Raw genomic sequence first — 18,653 nt, forward strand, 5'->3', positions numbered from 1 at the left:
TCATTAATTAAAAAGTTATATCTACTCCAACAGTGTAAACACGCGGGTAAGCATATCCCGAACCCGTGTTGGATGAGTAAGTGCTACTGGAGATTGCCAATTCCGGGTCGATAGTTTTGTTATGCTTCTTCAGAGGCGACCAATAGTATAGATTTTCTCCCGATACGTAAACACGAACCTTTTCAAAAATACGTTTACTGATAGGCAGTGTATATCCAATAGAGAGATTCTTGAAACGCAGATAAGCGATATTCTGTATATATCGGTCGTTTACGGTGCCGAGTGAACCGCCTGAATAGGATTGATAACCTCTGATACGTGGGAAGAAAGCATTTCTGTTGTCTTCTGTCCAGCAGTCTTCCGGAAGTGATTTTTCTACAAATGAGGTAGAAGGGAAAGAATATGGTCCCCAGAATGAATTTGCTCCCTGTGAGGTGGTACTATAAGATGGGTACCAGTCTCTTTTACCAATTCCCTGGAAGAAAGCGGATACGTCGAAACCGTTCCAGCTCGCATCCAGACGGAAAGAATAACTGTATCTGGGAGTTGTGTTTCCAATGATTCGTTTATCACCTGGATCGTCTACTGTTCCAGCTCCGGCCCCAATCACATTGTCACCGTTTAAGTCGGCAAAGCGTACGTCACCGGCACGCAGATAACCGTCGACCTTACTGCTATAAACACGTCCGTTCACGGCTTTGTCATTGATCTTTGCCTGATATTCTGCTGCTTCCTTATCTGTTTTGAACAATCCGTCTACATGGTATCCCCAGATTTCTCCCATCTTCTTGCCTACATAATGGTCGGAGATCAGTTTGTCCGGATTATTGTATTTGGTGATTGTCCGTTGGTAATCTCCCAATGTAGCTTGTATTCCATACCTGAAAGGTTTGTTGGCCACTTTGAACGAGTCGTTCCATGAAACGGATAATTCCCATCCGTTTGTCCGTAAGTCGGCACAGTTGGCTTTTGGGGTGGAAGCACCGTATACATCCGGTAACGTCAATGAAGTAGTTAGCATATCTGTTGTTTTACGAACGTAATAGTCGGCACTCATACTTAAACGGTTTCTAAGGAATGACATATCCAATCCGACATTGTAGGTTGTAACGGTTTCCCAAGTCAGTCCGGAAGAAATCGGGTTGGAAATCTTTGCGTAATATGCTTTGCCTTCTCCGTCGAAAGTATAGCTGAACTGATTGTCCGAAGTGATTGTCTGCAGATAAGCGTAATAATCTACCTGCTGGTTCCCCAGGCTACCGACAGATGCGCGTAACTTCAGGCTGCTCCACCAGTCGCTTACCGGTTTGAAAAAGTTCTCTTCGGAGATTCTCCATCCGGCAGATACTGAAGGGAAAACTCCCCATCTGTCTCCTTCTGCGAACCGGGAAGAACCATCGGCACGACAGGATACTTCGAGCAGGTATTTACCCATGTAATCATAATTGATACGGCCGAAGAAACCAAGCGTTTTATAGGCGCTGATATCTTGTGATACGGTGAGTACACTTTCAGGAGTTACTGCCGAGAAGGAGTCGAGGTTATCATTGGACAGGTTAGTCATAGAAGTGTTTTTGTTGACATTGCGGTAAGTCTCATACTGGCTACCTGCCACTATTTTAAGATTGTGTTTCTTTGCCCATGAATGTTCAAATGTTGCATAATAGTTCAACATGTGAGTAACAGGGAAAGATTCGTCTTCCTCATAATTATTAAAGATACTTCCGGAAGTGAAAGTTTGCGTCACTCCCTGACTGCGTGAATACTCAAATGAATTGTTGCGATAACGGTACAATTGCTTTCTTTGTTGGTAACTGTAGTTGGCGGTCAGAGTCAGTCCCTGTAGTAACGTAATGTCAATCTGATTGACAACGGACAAGAGTGTTCTGGATTTGCTGTTATGACCTCTTCGTGACGTTAGGTATCCGCCGTCACCGGCTCCCAAGGGAGAGTTGGCATAAAGTTGGTTAGTATATTGCACAATCGTTCCATCCGGATTGAAGGGGACGAATGAGGGACTGATATTTGATTCCAGGCGGGCAATAGTCATTGCGTAGTTGGAAGTACCGTTATAATTGTAATTGTTATTATCCAGTCCGATATTTGTCGACCATTTGATCCATTTGTTTAGTTGAGCATCCATTTTGGCACGGAATGAATAATCCTTATAAAGGTCTTTGTCGATGTTGAACATACCATATTGCTGGTAGTAACGTCCACTGATATAGTAATTCACCTTTTCGCCACCTCCGGTGATAGAGACATTGTGTTCCATCTGTGGGCGGGTACGATTGTAGAAGTATCCATACCAGTCCGTATTTCCATAATAATAATATTTCCCGTCTTCTCCGATTTCCACCCATGGACGTTCCGGATTCTCAGTCATATCATTCCGGCGGTCATAGAGTTTCTGGAGCTCTTCATCTTCGTACAAGTACATATTCACGCCATTGTATGCATGGTAGAACTTGTTGGCGAAAGTGACATAATCGTATCCGGTACGGATAAAATCAGTGGAAGTCGTGTTCTGTGTCCATCCAAATCGACCGTTGTAGCTGATTTTGGCTTTTCCTTTTGTTGCAGCACTTCCCGATTTGGTGGTGATAAGTACCACACCTGCAGAGGCCTTTGCTCCATAAATGGCACATGAAGATGCATCTTTCAATACGGAAATCGACTCGATGTCATTTGCATTGACTTGGTTCAGCGGAACTTCTACACCGTCGCAAAGTACTAATGGCGTACCGCCATTGACAGAGATCCCTCCGCGAATGTTTAATGAATAGCCGGACTCGGGAGAACCGGTGCCGAAAGTCAGATTTACAGACGGATCGGCTCCTTGTAATGCATTGGCGGCAGATACTACCGGGCGGTTGTTCAGTTCTTTGCTTGAAATGGTGGATACAGCACCTGTCAGATTACTTTTGCGTTGGCTACCATAGCCCACTACAACTACTTCGTCAATCATCAGACTGGAAGGTACCAGACGGATTGTCTTAGTCTGACCGTCTTTTACATGAACTGTCGCTACCTTATAGCCTACATACGAAATATCAATAGTCGAAGGAATGGAAGTCTCCAGGGAAAACTTTCCATCCAAGTCGGTAATTGCTCCCTGTGCGGTTTCTTTGTTCATCACCGAAGCACCGATAACGGGATTTCCTTCTTCGTCATAGACAACCCCAGTGATTGTCTGCTTCTTTTTCTCATCGGACTTTTGCTGGCTGGTATCGGACTTTTTACTGATGATGATGCTATGTCCGTTGATGGTATAGCTAACATTCTGTCCCACGAATATCAGATCCAAAACGACCTTGATAGGCGCATTATTGGCATTGATTGACACCTTCTTACTCATGTTGATCTCGGAAGAATTGATTACAACTGAATAATTCTTGGTCTTATGTAAAGCTTCTATCGCTTCTTTTACAGTAACATTCTTTAATTGTAAGGTTATGTCTTGTGCTAGAATAGGTTGAGAGAAAAATATCATCACACAAGCAAACCAGATTGTCGATATATATTTTTTATAAATATTAGTTTGCTTCATATCAGGTTATACTACTGCTAAATTTATGGAGTTGCAGAAGTAATCATGATTACTTCCTGACTCCGGGTTATGGACATTTGTCCGTCTGTATTGAGATTGGATAAAATCTCGTCAAGAGTTTCCCCGTTAGTGAAATAAGCAATGTACGTGTTGTCGCTTAACTTTTGATCTAATATGATGATTCTGGTATCGAAATAATATTCCAGTTCCTTCACAATATCACTAAGGGGAAGATTACTGAAATAGAATCCTTCGCTTTTTGACGGACACTTGTACAGATTGGCAAGGAATGTTTCACGAACAATTTTCTGTGAGGCACGGTTGTACTGGATCATTTCTCCTTTTTTCAGAATCTCATTAGGATGAGTCGGAGTTTTGAACAGTACCGAACCTTCTACGAGTGCGACTTCTACCGTCTCAATATTCTCGTAGGCACGGAGATTGAACTTTGTACCCAGTACCTGCACATGGACGTCACCGGCAGAAATGATAAAAGGCTTGTCCGGGTCCTTTGCCACATCGGCAAAGAGTTCTCCACTGACAAAGATTTCTCTTTTATCTTCTGTGAAGTCGGAAGGATAAATAACCCGCGTGCCTGAATTGACGTGGAGCTTCGTTCCATCCGAAAGAGTGAGTGTTTGATGCATACCGTGTGGTACGGTGATATCATTCCAGTGTGTATTTGCCTTCTTGTCAAGAAGTAAATATCCGGCTAAAAACAAAAGTGGTATAAAAAGGACGGCTGCTACACGCTGCATCCAGCGGATTGAGTGCTGAAGCCTTGGGCGTAGTATGCGAACCTGTTTGGGTTGAATAGCTTTTTGAAATTTCTGAAAGGCTTTTTGAGATAACTCACGGTCCTCTATTTGAATTTCAGAGATAATCTCACGGAAACTCTGGTCCATCAGGTTATTGTCATTTTCTGTCAACCACTTTTGGATTTCTATTTCTTCCTCGTGAGAACACTTATCGTAGAAATAATCTTTTAATATGTCGTTAGTTATCTTCATAGCGTATTTGTTTAAAGTACAAAAATGCATTTTTTTTCTTTATCTGTGAGTATATTATGTTGATTATTTCCGAATAAGATATTCTATTGGGGATAGATTTGTATTCTTAATCTGATCTCATATTCATAAGCACTTGTTTTTATTTAATATAGTGAAGTCAGAAGGAGCAATATAAAATTTCTCATGTTTCTTTATCTGATAAATAGAGTAATAACTTCGAGAGGCTAATCGTGGCGTCCGATTTTCTTCAGGTAGCTGATTAATAACTCTGGTCGGTCGGTTTGTATGATGGATGTACCGAAATCTAGCACCTTTTGGTAAACTTCTGCCCCGTGTTCAAAAGCGTAGTCATCGTATATACCAGCTTCTTCACCTCCGCAGAGCGAGGGCCAAAGGGTGTTTACCCAGATTTTGGAACCTTGGGCAAGGATATCCTTCATACATTTTCTTACTTCTGGAGTTTCTTGTTGCCAGCATACTTCATAAGCCAAAGGGACGATTTTCTTGTCCATATATTGGCGGAATAATTCCTGTCCGCTTGGTTTGTTAATATCAATAATGGGCATGTACATCATAGCATGCTTATACTTCTTTGTCTGTGCATCTACAAAATCTACCGGTTTTTTGCCTTTAATCAGGATTTGTTCTGTGACTCCCAGTTCTTCTGTAATAGCCATCACTAAATCATAATATTGATACCCTTGGTCTATATTAACCACTATACGGTCTTTGCAAACAGCCAATGCTTCTTTTAAAGTCGGCATCTTGTATTTGGTAGGGCAGTTATGTCCAGTTTTCAGGAAACAGTTTTTGATATAATCGTAAGGTACGTCGCTGACTCTGCCTTTTCCTGTAGTAGTCCGGTCAATGGTACCGTCGTGGCAGAGGACAAGTACACTGTCGGCTGTTAGCTTCAGATCCAGTTCCATAACATCAACTCCCATTCGGATAATTGATTCAATGGCGGGGATCGAGTTTTCCGGGTAATCCCTCCAGTCTCCCCGGTGAGACACTACTACTACATAGTCTGTTTTCGGGTTGTGGATGGCTTCTACTATCTTTTGCGCATGTGTCTTGCCCGAAGTGACAGGAGTAGCTGCAAAAGTGCTTAGAGTCAGCAAGAGCAGAAGTCCGGCGAATAAAATTCTTTTTTTCATATTCATATCATTTTAAGGATTAATTCTTTTTGAATAAAAGAGGGCGAAGCACAAGATGTTGAAGATCGTAGGCTGTGATGATGACATGGCCTTCGTCAAAATCATTCTCGAATGTCACTGTAAGAGTATGAGTCTCTTTGTCGAGTGTTGCTTTAACGTTTACTGCCTGAGCAATAGTAATTATCGCGTCTCCTGCTGATGTTCCCGTCACTTCATATTCAATTTTCAGAGGACTGGAAAGGTCAGTCACCTTGGTAACCGCTTCAGCTTTCAACTTGAGATTCAGTGAGTTGAATACTTCCAATGTAAGGGTTTCTCCGTTGCCCAATGTGATATTGAGATATCCATCGTCAGTTTTGGATATACTCTTAAAAATGGCAGTCGCGTCGGTGGTAGCTGTAATAGGAGTGCCTTTGCTATCTTTAAGGACTTCACCGTTGACTGTCCAGTAACCGTCGGCGTTTACCCCCATTTCGGGGGTATAGCCGCAGACTGGGACTTTTTTCCCGGCATCATCAGTGAGCCAGTTTGTTTCATTGTCAATGGTTGTAGTCCAATAATACAATTGGTCATCATCGCTGAGGCGTACACCTAGTATCGGAGCTTCTATTACATCTTCCTGGGTTGCTACGACGACTGCTTTTTCTTCATTATTGCTATCTTTGTAGGTAATGACATATTGTCCATCCGAGTTCCGGGTAACGGAGGTGATAACATTTCCTTCCGTCAGATAGCTCAGCTTTGAAATATCTTCGTTGAGTTTATTCGCTTTTGTTTGAAGAGCAGTTATTCGTTCTTTGAAATCATTGAGCTTATTCTGAATCGCGGAGTCGTCATAATCCCCACAACTGGTTAGCAGGAGGGAAAGAAGCAACGAACAGAAAAAATATATTCTTTTCATATCTTGTGTCTTTTAGAAATTAATACTGGGATCGAAATTCTGGTTTGCATGGCAGAATGCATTCTCGTTGGTGGCATCCGGTGCAGAAGTGGGATCGTCCTTATACTTGCTGTAATCACCGACATAACCTCCGCATACACAAGCTTTGCAATTAGTCCAGGTTGCGGTAGAAGCACCCGAATAACCACATAACCACCCCGGACCATGTCTGTTGGTTCCATTTCCTTCGGTAAATACATCTCCCAGAACAGCCCCTTTGTTTACACAGCCGATAATCTGTATGTTGGAGTGACCGATGATACCTCCGGTGCGGACACTTAGGTGAGTCATGACATTTCCATAATTTGTGCAGGACTCTACTGTACATTCTGGTTTCGTTTTCAGGTCATCCGTACCTCCCACAATTCCACCCATACGTTTGTAATTGTAGGTTATGCTCGCTTCTTTACCTTCGAATTGTCCTACCTTATCATCTTCGATGGTTCCTCTATTGTCGCAGTTGTAAATGTTGCCATACATCAGTGTTGCTACAATTCCGCCTGTTCTTCCACTCGGACAACTAATATCACCATAGTTAGTACAGTAATTCAGTTTGCCACCTTCTGCTTTAGCCATGAAGGCGCAGATTCCGGCAGTCTGCATGCCCGTACCTCCATTGCCTGTATTACTGATGTGTCCTGTGCGGACAAATCCTCTGTTGGCACAACCTTGTGCTTTGGATTCTCCTCCGATCGTCGTATTTATAATAGCACCTACCAGACCGGAAAGTGCGTTAAATTCTCCAGATTTATTATCGGCTGTGAAGTCGATATTATAATAGTTAGTACAGCCCTCTATTACTGAATTTTTGGCGAAGCAAACAAGAGGAGCGATAACAGTATATTTAGGTGCTGTTCCACTCATGATCCAAATAGTAGCGGTACCAGCATCTCCTAAAGCCAAATTCTTGACCGTTGCGTTTTCTATTGAACCGAACAGGCCGTATGCCAGCCCTCCGTTCGTTATATCTGCACTGCAATTCAGATTCTTGATGGCGTAACCTTGTCCGTTGAAGGTTCCGGTAAACGGATGTACGGAAACGTAAGGTTCGGCAGTTGTATAGTTGGAAGCATCTATGTCGCCTATCGGTGTCCAGCTGGTCACGGATGACATATCAATGTCATTCAGCAAAACTACTTCTCCGGCATCATTCTGCCAACGGGAAGTATTTGTTCCATTATTAACGGCTTTCGCAAAGTTAACCAAATCAGTGGCCGTACTGATTCCTCCCTTAGCTTCCACTTCTTTTGCTTCCTGTATCACGTCAATGCTTGAAGAAATATTATACAGCGAGTTGGAGAATGTTATTTTTCCGGTACGTTCGTCGCCTGTTTCATTGGCCAGAATGGTGAAAGCGTGTGTGGTTGTAACCAGTGCGCGAGTCCCGTTGTAGGTGATCCACTCATTTTCTGTATTGACCTGATAGGATATGTTCGCAGATATTTGCATCTCAATATTCATTTGTGTACCTTTAAGTTGGATAGGTCCTACATGACCTTGATATATTGGTTCGTCCAGAATAGCAGTACCATATGTGAAGTATATCGGTTTCAATACGGTATTATTACCAGCACTTGCCAGTAACAGGATATTCCCTTCAGTTGCCCCTTCTTTCATGGTGGCGATAAGGGTGGAAGAGATCTTGTCTATTTTGACTTCCATATTGTAGGCAGTAAACAAGTCTACATATGCATTTTCCGACTGTGTACCATATATTTCGTATGGGATACTTACGGGAGTGGTATAGTCTGTTACTGCGTTGTATACCGGACTGTTGAAGCGGATGCCGAGTGCTTCCTGCAAACTCATCCGCAATTCCTGGCCGTCTGCCAGAATAAATACGGCTTCTCCTGTTTTATCATCGATATAGGCTGATTTGAATAACATATTACTTAAATCATTAGCCAATACACCGGTACTACTACCGTTCACACTCCAGTAACCATTCTCGTTTATTTTAACGTCAGGCATCGTTCCGCCAATCGGGAATTTCTTTCCGTCACCGTCAAGGATGAATGTGTAAGTCTTCCCCTTATCAGTAGTCTGTGCCCAGTAGAATTTACCGTCACTATCTTGCTTTGCTGTGATGATTGGGAATTTGATAACATCTCCTTGGGTGGCGATGGTAACGGTGTGGGTTTCCCCACCACCGTCGCTGTAAGATATTATGTAGTTACCATCAGCATCCTGACTGATTAAAGTGATAAACGAACTTCCGAGCACTTTGGACAGTGAGGCCATTTGTGCAGTCAATGTTTCGGTTTGAGCTTCATAATCTCCAATCGTTTTTTCTATTTCGTTGAGGTCCTGCCAAATTCGTTCGTCGTCGTAAGAACTACAACTTCCTAGAAAGCAGGCAGATATAAATAATGATATACTTATAAACTTTTTCATATATTCAGTGATTAACATTCGTTTGATTCATTATTCAAGTACTCTGACATGCAGATAGTTCATGCAGCTTCTTTCACCATTCGCATCCGACACATGATTGATTACATTTCCGATACCATTTTCATAAGTCCACATTACCGTAGAACCTCCTCCATCGAAACGGATTACATCATATAACCCCAACTTTTTGCAGACACGATAAGCTTCATAAAAATCAAGTCCTCTGTCGTTATCTGTTCTTCCGTCTACACAGAATATAATTACCTTCGATTTATCTTGTGTCATTCCAAGATTAGTAGTCGGGTTGATTGTCTCTGCATCTTCTTTCTTGGGAGGAGCGGAGTATATACCATTGTATACGTAGCGATACATGCTGGAATTATGTACTTTAATCGGATCGGTAGAACTACCTATTTTAAGTTCGGCACTAATTTGTACTTTATCTCCTGTTTTCAGACTTTGAGCCAGTTCATTGGCTTTGTCACCTGTCACTTGCAATACCCATTCATTTTTATCTATTACGTATGGAGCTTCTACAGTAGTGCTTCGCCCGTCAATGATTTGGGTAATTGTAGCTTCAAAATCACCGGAATTAACCTTCAATGGTTGGTTATTTTTGCCTATGATAAACAAAGCTTTGGTTCCTATTGGGTTGGTCAACCCCGGATGAGGCTCTTTCACATATCTGAAAGTATATAAATTTGCATCGTATGATGGCTTGCCATTCAAGCGGACAATGGTGTCATTGACTGAATAATATTCATATTCTTTGGTTCCGACTTTCAATTTACCAGTAAAGTCTCTCTTTTCGAAACTGATGGAACGGTTATCAAAGAAGGTGAATCCCCAGACATGATTGGTCAAAGTGGAACGCACATACGGATTATTGACGAATACAGGTTCTCCTTCTTCAATATGCATTCCTCTGGGGAAGCCGTCGTGAGAATTGAAAAAGCCGGTATTGATACCTACGACGATATTTCTTCCTTCTCCTCTTCGTCTGACACAAGTCTCTGACAATGTTTCGCGAAGAATTTTACCATTATTAGAGTTGTTGTTACCATTAGGATTCGGGCAGATCTCATCTGCCATGACTGTTTCGAACGTCACTTTCGGATTGTTCATATCAATCTCGATAGCATAGATATTCTGATTGAAATTGGTGAAAGAATAGTGTTTGTATACGATACCCGATGCCAATTCGCGGTCTTCGGTCACCTGCCAGTCATAGTATGCTTCATCCTGATTAGAGAAGTTATTAGCTTCTTTGGAGAAAGCTCCGTGGCGGACGGCATTGCTGTAAGTGGCAACCGGAGCATCTTCCGGATTGTTCTTGTAAACACTGTAATCTCCGATTTTGCCTCCGATGTGGCAGTCTGTGATATAGTCTGTGCCAGTTTTTGTACCGCTATAGCCACAAGCCCATCCGGCTCCATGTTTGTTGGCTCCGTCTGCGGTTGCATCCGACAGAATGATTCCGTTGTTTGTACATGATTGAACAAATCCGGCGTTGTGTCCGACGAATCCGCCTGCACGACTTCCATTTTGAGAGTAGACGTTTCCGTTGTTAATACAATTCTTGAGGTATTTATCTGTGTTGATTCCCCCTGCAAGTCCTCCGATACGTTTCACATTATATCGTTTGGAGTTTGAGGCAAATACATCGTTCACGTCATCCTGAATAAGTCCTTCGTTAGTGCTGTTTTCAATCGTTCCTTCCTGTAAAGTTCCTACGATTCCTCCGCCACGTCCGGAAGGTGCACTGATATTTCCTTTGTTGATTGCATATCCGATATAGGCTTCATCAATTTCTATATATCCCGCAATTCCTCCCTGGTTGAAAGCGGAATAGGCCCCGGAGCCCGTGTTGACAATATTGCCGCAAGTCAGGTTGCCTTCATTTATACAGCCATTTGTTTGTGTTGTGTCGCCTATTTTATTTCCATACAGTACACCAGCCAAACCTCCCATTCGAACACCGATATTAGCGGCGTTTGTTCCTTCAAAGGATAAGTTTATTTTATTGGTGCATGCCAGTATGCTTCCTTCACAATAGCCTACCAATCCGCCAATAGCTGCCCCTTGCGGAGCTTTACCTGTAATGGTGGCATTACCGGAAACCACTAAATTTCTGATAATTCCCGAACTGCCGAGTGAATTAAATAATCCGTGGGCGATATTGCCGTCTTCAAGATTATACGTACAAGTTAGGTTGTTAATTGAATGTCCTTTACCGTCAAATACCCCGTTGAAGGTTTGCTCGCCGATTGTATAAACTACTTTTGTATTAGCACTGGTAGTATTACTTGTAACTTTACTTCCTACACCGCTCGTCAGTGTAATATCTTTCATATCGATATCATTCAGTAGGATTACGTTTCCTTCTGTGTCTTTGAATTTACGTAAACTACCTCCATTCGTGACCGCATCTATAAATGCTTTAAAGTCTGTTGCAGTAGCAATGCCTCCGTTTTCGACGATTGGTAGAGTAAAGCGTACCGGCTTGATTAATACATTATCTTCAGTATCATAGAGCATAATCATGGTTACTCCCTCTTCAAAATCATCGGTAAAGGTAACAGCCAGTGTTTTATTGCTGCTATTCAACTTGACTTCTACTCCATCGTCGCTACGTGTGATGAGCACCAGTGTTTGTGCTGCCTTTTTCCCGATAATATTATAATTTAAGGTAAGGCTTTTCGTTCCTTCCTCTATAATAATAGGAGAAATGGCAGGTTGACCTGCATTTTTAAATTCTACATTAAATAGCGTAAAGGTACTGACCGATAGAATTTCTCCGTTGCCTAGTGTTATTGAGGCAGTTCCGTTATCGTTCATTTCCACTTTAGTAATCAGTGAAGCCGTTTTACCTTCGGCCTTAATCGGCTTTTGGTTACTGTCGAGAATCTGCTGGCCATTGATAACCCAATATCCATTCTCATCCACTCGTATTTGAGGAGCGCTACCCGATACTGGGATTTTTTGTTTGTTGGTATCCAACAGGAAAGTTGTTTGTCCTTTGGTGGTAGTAGTCCAGTAATAAGTTCCGGCTTCTTCTTGTATTCCGATAATCGGACTGGAAACCATTTGATCGGTGGTAGCGATGGTGAAGCTATGCTCTACATTGTCACTTCCTTTATAAGAAATGACATAACCGCCATTAGCAGCTTCTGTGACAGAGGTGATTGCTCCTCCTTTCACAATTTGGCTCAACGCATTCGCTTGTAGTTGCAAACTGTTTAGCTTCTCTTTCAGTTGATCGAGATCTTTGTAGATTCCATCAATGTCCTTCCAGGCAGCCGAGTCATCATAGTCATCGGTGCAACTGCCAATCACAGGCATGAGTAGCAAGAATAAAAGTAGAAAATTTCTCATGTTTTTTAAATAATTTGATTCAATGGTTAATAGCGCGCTATTTATAACTCGTTTCTATAATGAAGAACACATCACTTGGAGGGGGTACGTAATCGGATTTGAACTTTTTTTTTAATCATCACTATTTTCAATAAGACTTGAATTTTTCATATTAATTTCATAGTTTTGTCATCAGAAGCATACTATTTCCTGTTTACTCCTCCCTTACATATTACAATATGATGTGATTTTAAATAGGGTTTGGTATATCTTCTATATTATTTATAGCTTTGTTGCCTAGAAATCTTTTTCGGAATAAACGATGAATAAAACTGATTTATCTTCTGTTACTGAAGAACAACTGTTGTTACGGCAGTTGAGAGAAGGGGATATAGGGAGCTATGAGACCCTGTTTCATCGTTATTATCCCACCTTTTTTGCTTTTGCCAGAGGTATGCTGAAGGATGCAGGGGCAGCAGAAGATATTATCCAGAATGTATTTATGAAGATCTGGATACATCGTGAAGCTTTGGATGAAACGATGTCAATCAAGAACTATATTTATGTACTTTCCAAACGGGAGGTTTTCAATTATCTTCGGGCCAAATACAATACCCATGTTGTGTTAACGGAAGACATGATGACATTGGAGCAATCTTCAAGTACGGATGAGCCAACTACAGACTATCGTGAATTGCGTGAAGCAGTACAAAGTGTGATTGATACGATGCCGCCTAAACGTAGGAGTGTGTTTTGTCTTAGCCGTTTCAAATCCCTGACTAACCAAGAGATTGCTGATAAACTCGGTATTTCTATTCGTACCGTTGAGAAGCATATAGAATTGGCTCTTCGCACTTTTAAAGAACAGTTGGGGAGTTTCTTTGCTCTTTTTGTGGGGTGGTTCCTTTGAATGAGGCTGTAGCGACTGCAGGGGGGCTACTTGTATAACAGAAAGAGATATGGTATTTGAACACCATATCTCTAAATAACTTATTAAAAGTGAGAGGAATAAGCTGAATTAAACTCGTATTTCCCATCCTTTTTCATACTCTCTTCCCCAGAGCTTATTAGCCTCCAAATCGTTGAGAATACGGCCGCTTCCCGGATCGATTTGTAATGAATGACCGACGCGCTGAGCGATATTACCCAATTGTACTAGCTGGGTACTGATACAGGCATCTACAATTCCGGAGTTTAACTTAGTACCTTTGCGGATAGCATCAAACCAGTTCCGGAAGTGGAAAGAGTCCAGCTTTTCTGAAGGATTCAGGAGATTTCCGGTTTCAAACTTCAAATCACTCTTTACCTCCTTGATCGTTTTGCCTTTGATATCTGCTATCTTATATTCGTTACCACCACCAATAAAAAGAGTGCCCGTATCTCCATAGAATGCAGTACCGACTCCATATCCGTCTACCGGCATCGTATTGCAACTACGTCCCTCCCAGGAGAAAGATGCTTCGTCGCCAAACTGGAAAGTGATAAGCTGTGTATCCGGCGTCTGCCAATCATCCTGAAAACGATAACGTCCTCCGATTGAATCTACTTTGGTTGGATAATCCACACCTAGTCCCCAGCGAAGCATGTCGACAAAGTGAGTACCGTTATTTAAAGCTTCTCCAGTTCCCCAGTTCCAGAACCAGTGCCAGTTGTAATGAATGAAGTTATCCTTGAAATCGGGTACACGAGGGGCAGGGCCTTGCCACAAATCCCAGTCCAGATAATCCGGTACGGGAATGACTTTACCTGTTCCGATAGAAGGACGGTTGTTGACATACCATGATTTGGCATATCTCACTTTTCCGATGGTGCCGGACTTGATTTCCTCCATCGCTTTGATTACATTCGGGAATGATCTGCGTTGATTGCCAACCTGAACGATTCGATTGTATTTTAAAGTGGCTCTAACCAACATTTCATTTTCTGCCGGATTGTGGCTGGTTGGTTTTTCCAGATAAACGTGTTTGCCGGCTTGCATAGCCATAATGGCTGCCTTAGCATGCCAATGGTCCGGAGTGGCGATTACTACTGCCTCAAACTCATTGGATTCTAACATTTTGCGTATGTCTTTTTCTCCTTTTGGAGTCCGTCCGGTCAGTTTGTGAATCGCAGCTTGGCATTTTTCAAGTGCTCTTGAGTCTACATCGCAAATGTAAGTTACTTCACAATCGGGTTGTTTGGCAAATCCTTGCGCGAGAGCACTGCCTCTGGAATTTACGCCAATAACTCCGATACGTATTTTCTCATTAGCTCCCAGAATATCTTGATATCGGCTGGAACCAAACCCTGGAAGTATGCTTCCTAAAGAAAGTGCAGCTGTACCTGCTACTGTTTTTTTGATGAAATCTCTTCTTGTTGTCATAGTATCTATTTTTCTCCAAAATTAAGTTGTTATTAGGATATGTGAATGAGTATTTCCGTCAATTCTCCCTCAAAAAACGTAAATTTCTTATTTTTTTCTTCGGAAAAGACGGATCAGGATGCTAAGAATTCCCCGGGGAATCCATAGGATGAAATAAATGAAAATGCTGATGACAATCACATATCCGATTTGAGAAATTACTTCGATCCATGGTCGGGAATAGACAATGATTGCAATAACATTGACGATAAACGCAAGTATGAAACTTAGAAGATAGATATTTCTTTCTCGTTTCAGCTTTTGGGATGTGATGATAATATCTTTCATGGTTTAGAATTTCATATAAGGTATTTTATATTCGTCAGGAAAGAATATGTGGCGTTGTTCTTCCATGGCCTGATTTCCAAGTAAACAAAGAACCGTTGAACAATATGCTTCTTCAACTATATTCTGTGCTTTCTCTCCGGTGATACATGACTGGCAGAAAGAGGACAGGATAATGTCCGAACCGTCTTTGTCTGCTCCGATCATACTCAATCCACTGTTTACGTGGATATCTCCATCAATGATAAAGTGTGGTGTATACTCCATTTTTGTTTCTGGTCTCCAACTAGGACCTGCTGTCGGGATAGCGGCAAAGACCTTGTCTTTTACCTGGTCAATCAGTTGCCGGATACCCGAAGTTAAATGATCTTCTTCCAGATAATAAATACCTTTTGCCATTTCCACGGTTCCTTTACTTCCCAGAATTTGGTCTTCCATTCCGTTGAACTTATTGGAAATCAATGATTCGTATGCAATCTTAACTCCATCCGAGTATCTGTAAGTGACATTGACGCTATCATAAACCTCTCGTCCATCTTTCCAGTATACAATGTCACCCATTCCCATAATGGATTCCGGCATTTTCTTGGCTGCCCAGTTACAAACTTCCAACTGATGGCATGCTAATTCCGTCATTAATCCTCCGGAGCTCTCTTTGTATAATCTCCAGTTAATCTTGCGTTCCAGCTCTGGTGAAGGAACCGGACGACGCCAGTCTGCATTACGGAACCAGTGACAGCGAAGACCTACCACATCTCCGATGAGACCGGAATGGATCATCTGCATTCCCTTGATGTACTTCTCGTCATACATTCGCTGCATACAAAAGTAGAGAACCTTGTCTGACTGGTTGTAAGTGTCATAGATAGCTTTGCACTCGTCAAGAGTACGTGCCATTGCTTTCTCGCAAAAGACATGTTTGCCGACAGCTAATGCGTCCAATACAATAGGTGCATGCCAGTTTAGTGGTGTGGATATGATGACTCCATCGATGTCTTTCGATTCCAGTAGTTTGCGGTAATCCGTATATGACTTTGCATCCGGACAAAGTTCCAATGCTTGTTGAAGATTGGGTGCATAATTATCACATACGGCAACAATTTGTGCATGAGGTATTTCTTTGAGGTTATGGATGTGGTATTGTCCTCTGGACCCGGTACCAATCAAAGCGATTCGTGCTTTCTCATGCTTGATCTCTTGTAGTTTCTCCGGAGTACAGGAAGTCAGCCAAGGGGTGGTCGCCAATAATGCGGTTCCTCCGGCAACGTATCCCAGGCTTTTGATGAATTGTCTGAGTCCTAAGTCTACTCCTTTTTCTTTATGTTCTTTCATATCATAAATTGTATAGGGTTGCTTGTATATTATTGAACTTTTCTGAAATCTTTTTTTGTTCCTGTTCATTGGCAATCATCCAGACCGTACTAAGAACTTCGGCTTCCAACGGGTCGGGGGACAGGATAGAACTTGCTTTTCGTTGTTCATTAAATATGCCTGTAAGCGGATTCATAATGTGTCCGGTATATTGTAACGTATTACCGGAAGTGGATAATGTTGTATCCTGCAGATCGAATTCTTTTAGAAGAGACTGATTGTACGGGTTCAGAAAACTGACTTTCCAACAATCTCCATAAGGATGATGTCCCATACCCAGGATCGAACTGTTTCCAAAATTAGCAAATGCATCACTAATATTCTCCTGTTCAATGAATTCTCTTATTTTTTTCAAAGCATATCCTTTGGCAAAACCTCCAAAATCAAGTGAAATATCAGGAGATATAAAGGAGATGCATGAATATTCATGAAGTTGTATTCTGGAGAAGTTTTTTAATGTAATGTCGAATAAGTGTGAAGTGGTCTCATAATAGTATGAGCAAAGCTGTAAGATTGATTCCATCTCTTTGCTGATTTGAATCTTGCTTTGAGAAGCATGATTATTAATCTTGGAAACTTCACTATGAGGATCAAAACGATTTAATATTTTATTCAATCGCTCCAGCTCATAGGTGATATCTGCCCAAAGTGTATTCAATCGGTCGATATCGGAATGAATGAGCAGGATATCGAATCGGGTCCCCATGATATGAGGAATGAAGCCATGAAACATGGCTTCATTTTCATAATATTTGCATCTTGTTTCTAACACCTATTGTTTTGTTTATTTGTTTCCTTTCTTTGCCATTTCTACAGCAGTAGTAGTAATGTAATATTTAGCTAGTGTATTTTCATTTTCCCATTTCGGCGTATCCTGATTGTGTACATAATGCAGGAAAGCCTTTGCCACTTTGCTGAAATGTTCTTCGTGTCCTAATCGTTTTTCCTGTGGTATGTCAATCAGATAAGTTCCATTCTTTTTGTTTTTGACAGATAAGAACGGATAAGTTATTTGAAGCTGTTCCACTGTTTTTTGCAATTGAGCTTCAAATGTCCGATTGTCAATGTCCGATTCTTTCTGTATATATAGCTCTTTTACAAATCCATTTTTTTTATCCTGAACGATTTTTAAAGTGGCTTTACTTCCTTTCTTTATGGAAGTAAATGTATCTCCTCCGTTGGTGGGTGGAGTATAATTCCATGTGACTTTCATTCCTATACAAATCCCTTTAACGGTATAGTTGAGACTTCCGTTTGCCATCACCTCCAATACATCGTTTTTTATGTATCGGTTAAGATAAGCGGGAAAAGAATCGATTTGTGTCGATTGACTGAACTCTGCTAATGTAATTGGAGTTGGCCAGTGTTTGGCGGCATTCACAGTGACATCCGATAGATAATGAATCGTTTCATCAGGAAAACATTGCCAGTTGATGAGGTCGATCAGATGTGTTGTAACATCTGCAATGCCTTCTCCTTGTTGCTCTACATCATAATACCATGCCGGGCGAATTAATGGTTTGCCGGAAACAGTCTTGAAAAAATGATGTACGCTTTCCATTATGACAGATGGATTGTCCGGTGAACCTTTTTGTAAATTTCCGAATAATTCCGTCTGATGCAAAAGCTCTTTTTCTATGATATTGAGGATATCATATCGTTCCGTCATCAGATCGTATAAAAGAAGATTCTTTTTTTGGGCGAGTTGATAGGCTTCTGTCAATAACTTGAAATCCTGTAGATTGATAGCCAGTGGCTTATCGGCAAGGACATGATATCCGGCTTTGATAGACTCCATGATATAGCGCGTCTTTTTCTGATTGTTTCCAGCCAATACTACTACATTACCTTTATGATCGGCAAGCATTTTCTGGAGATAGTCATCTCCGGTATATACTTGTTTTTTCCATGTCGTAGGAGATTCTGCCCGCTGGTTATAAGAATCAATGCTTTCCAGATATTGATTGACGCCTGTTCCTTCGGGGGCATATATCCGGATGGTGTCACTGACATCTGTCAACGTCTCTTTTTGAAGCAGGCTGGCATGGAAATGTCCGGGATCGAGTACAATCAGATCTATTTTATGATATCCGCTTATATCTGCTTCATCGGTAGTCTGTCTTTTAGATAAAGAGCATGAGGCAACCACCAATAAAAACACTAAAAATCTAATGTTGTATGCGAGTTTCAT

Annotated in this window: 12 protein-coding genes; 1 reads left to right on the forward strand and 11 read right to left on the reverse strand. The window is 41.5% G+C overall.

What is annotated here, in order from left to right; translation table 11 throughout:
• Positions 1-7: 7 nt before the first annotated feature.
• From AAHJ11_RS11680 to AAHJ11_RS11705, 6 genes are all read right to left on the reverse strand, one after another.
• The gene (locus tag AAHJ11_RS11680) at positions 8-3,550 is read right to left on the reverse strand and encodes a TonB-dependent receptor (protein WP_413579557.1); all 3,543 of its coding nucleotides are present in this window, start codon (positions 3,548-3,550) and stop codon (positions 8-10) included.
• 23 nt (positions 3,551-3,573) lie between these two features.
• A complete protein-coding gene (locus tag AAHJ11_RS11685) occupies positions 3,574-4,560 on the reverse strand; it encodes a FecR family protein (RefSeq protein WP_122137926.1) in 987 nt (328 codons plus the stop codon).
• Positions 4,561-4,784: 224 nt separating this feature from the next.
• Complete coding sequence (locus AAHJ11_RS11690) at positions 4,785-5,723, reverse strand: glycerophosphodiester phosphodiesterase family protein (RefSeq protein ID WP_148364063.1); 939 nt, start codon at positions 5,721-5,723, stop codon at positions 4,785-4,787.
• Positions 5,724-5,736: 13 nt separating this feature from the next.
• Positions 5,737-6,618, reverse strand: coding sequence for a PL29 family lyase N-terminal domain-containing protein (locus tag AAHJ11_RS11695; RefSeq protein ID WP_259022041.1), 882 nt, complete (start codon positions 6,616-6,618; stop codon positions 5,737-5,739).
• A 12-nt stretch (positions 6,619-6,630) separates the two neighbouring features.
• Positions 6,631-9,051 (reverse strand): PL29 family lyase N-terminal domain-containing protein, encoded by a 2,421-nt coding sequence (locus AAHJ11_RS11700; protein WP_259022042.1) that lies wholly within the window; start codon positions 9,049-9,051, stop codon positions 6,631-6,633.
• 30 nt (positions 9,052-9,081) lie between these two features.
• Positions 9,082-12,426: a PL29 family lyase N-terminal domain-containing protein gene (locus AAHJ11_RS11705; RefSeq protein WP_022198910.1), complete on the reverse strand. Its 3,345-nt coding sequence runs from the start codon at positions 12,424-12,426 to the stop codon at positions 9,082-9,084.
• Between the two features lie 301 nt (positions 12,427-12,727).
• Between AAHJ11_RS11705 and AAHJ11_RS11710 the strand changes: the two genes are divergently transcribed.
• Positions 12,728-13,315 carry an RNA polymerase sigma-70 factor gene (locus AAHJ11_RS11710; RefSeq protein ID WP_148364060.1) on the forward strand — a complete coding sequence of 196 codons (588 nt, stop codon included), beginning with the start codon at positions 12,728-12,730 and terminating at the stop codon, positions 13,313-13,315.
• Between the two features lie 108 nt (positions 13,316-13,423).
• On the opposite strand, the gene AAHJ11_RS11715 is transcribed toward AAHJ11_RS11710, so the two are convergent.
• The 5 genes from AAHJ11_RS11715 to AAHJ11_RS11735 all read right to left on the reverse strand — a co-directional run bounded on the left by AAHJ11_RS11715 (position 13,424) and on the right by AAHJ11_RS11735 (position 18,653).
• Entirely contained in the window at positions 13,424-14,767 is a 1,344-nt protein-coding gene (locus AAHJ11_RS11715) for a Gfo/Idh/MocA family oxidoreductase (RefSeq protein ID WP_022199333.1), read from the reverse strand.
• A gap of 87 nt (positions 14,768-14,854) precedes the next feature.
• Entirely contained in the window at positions 14,855-15,094 is a 240-nt protein-coding gene (locus AAHJ11_RS11720; RefSeq protein ID WP_148364059.1) for a hypothetical protein, read from the reverse strand.
• 3 nt (positions 15,095-15,097) lie between these two features.
• Entirely contained in the window at positions 15,098-16,423 is a 1,326-nt protein-coding gene (locus AAHJ11_RS11725; RefSeq protein ID WP_148364058.1) for a Gfo/Idh/MocA family protein, read from the reverse strand.
• A gap of 1 nt (position 16,424) precedes the next feature.
• Positions 16,425-17,195 carry an FAD:protein FMN transferase gene (locus AAHJ11_RS11730; RefSeq protein WP_148364247.1) on the reverse strand — a complete coding sequence of 257 codons (771 nt, stop codon included), beginning with the start codon at positions 17,193-17,195 and terminating at the stop codon, positions 16,425-16,427.
• Positions 17,196-17,246: 51 nt separating this feature from the next.
• Positions 17,247-18,653 carry a putative oxidoreductase C-terminal domain-containing protein gene (locus tag AAHJ11_RS11735; protein ID WP_148364057.1) on the reverse strand — a complete coding sequence of 469 codons (1,407 nt, stop codon included), beginning with the start codon at positions 18,651-18,653 and terminating at the stop codon, positions 17,247-17,249.

The organism is Bacteroides sp. 90-K9/2 (assembly GCF_047310725.1).
Classification (GTDB): Bacteria; Bacteroidota; Bacteroidia; order Bacteroidales; family Bacteroidaceae; genus Bacteroides; species Bacteroides vicugnae.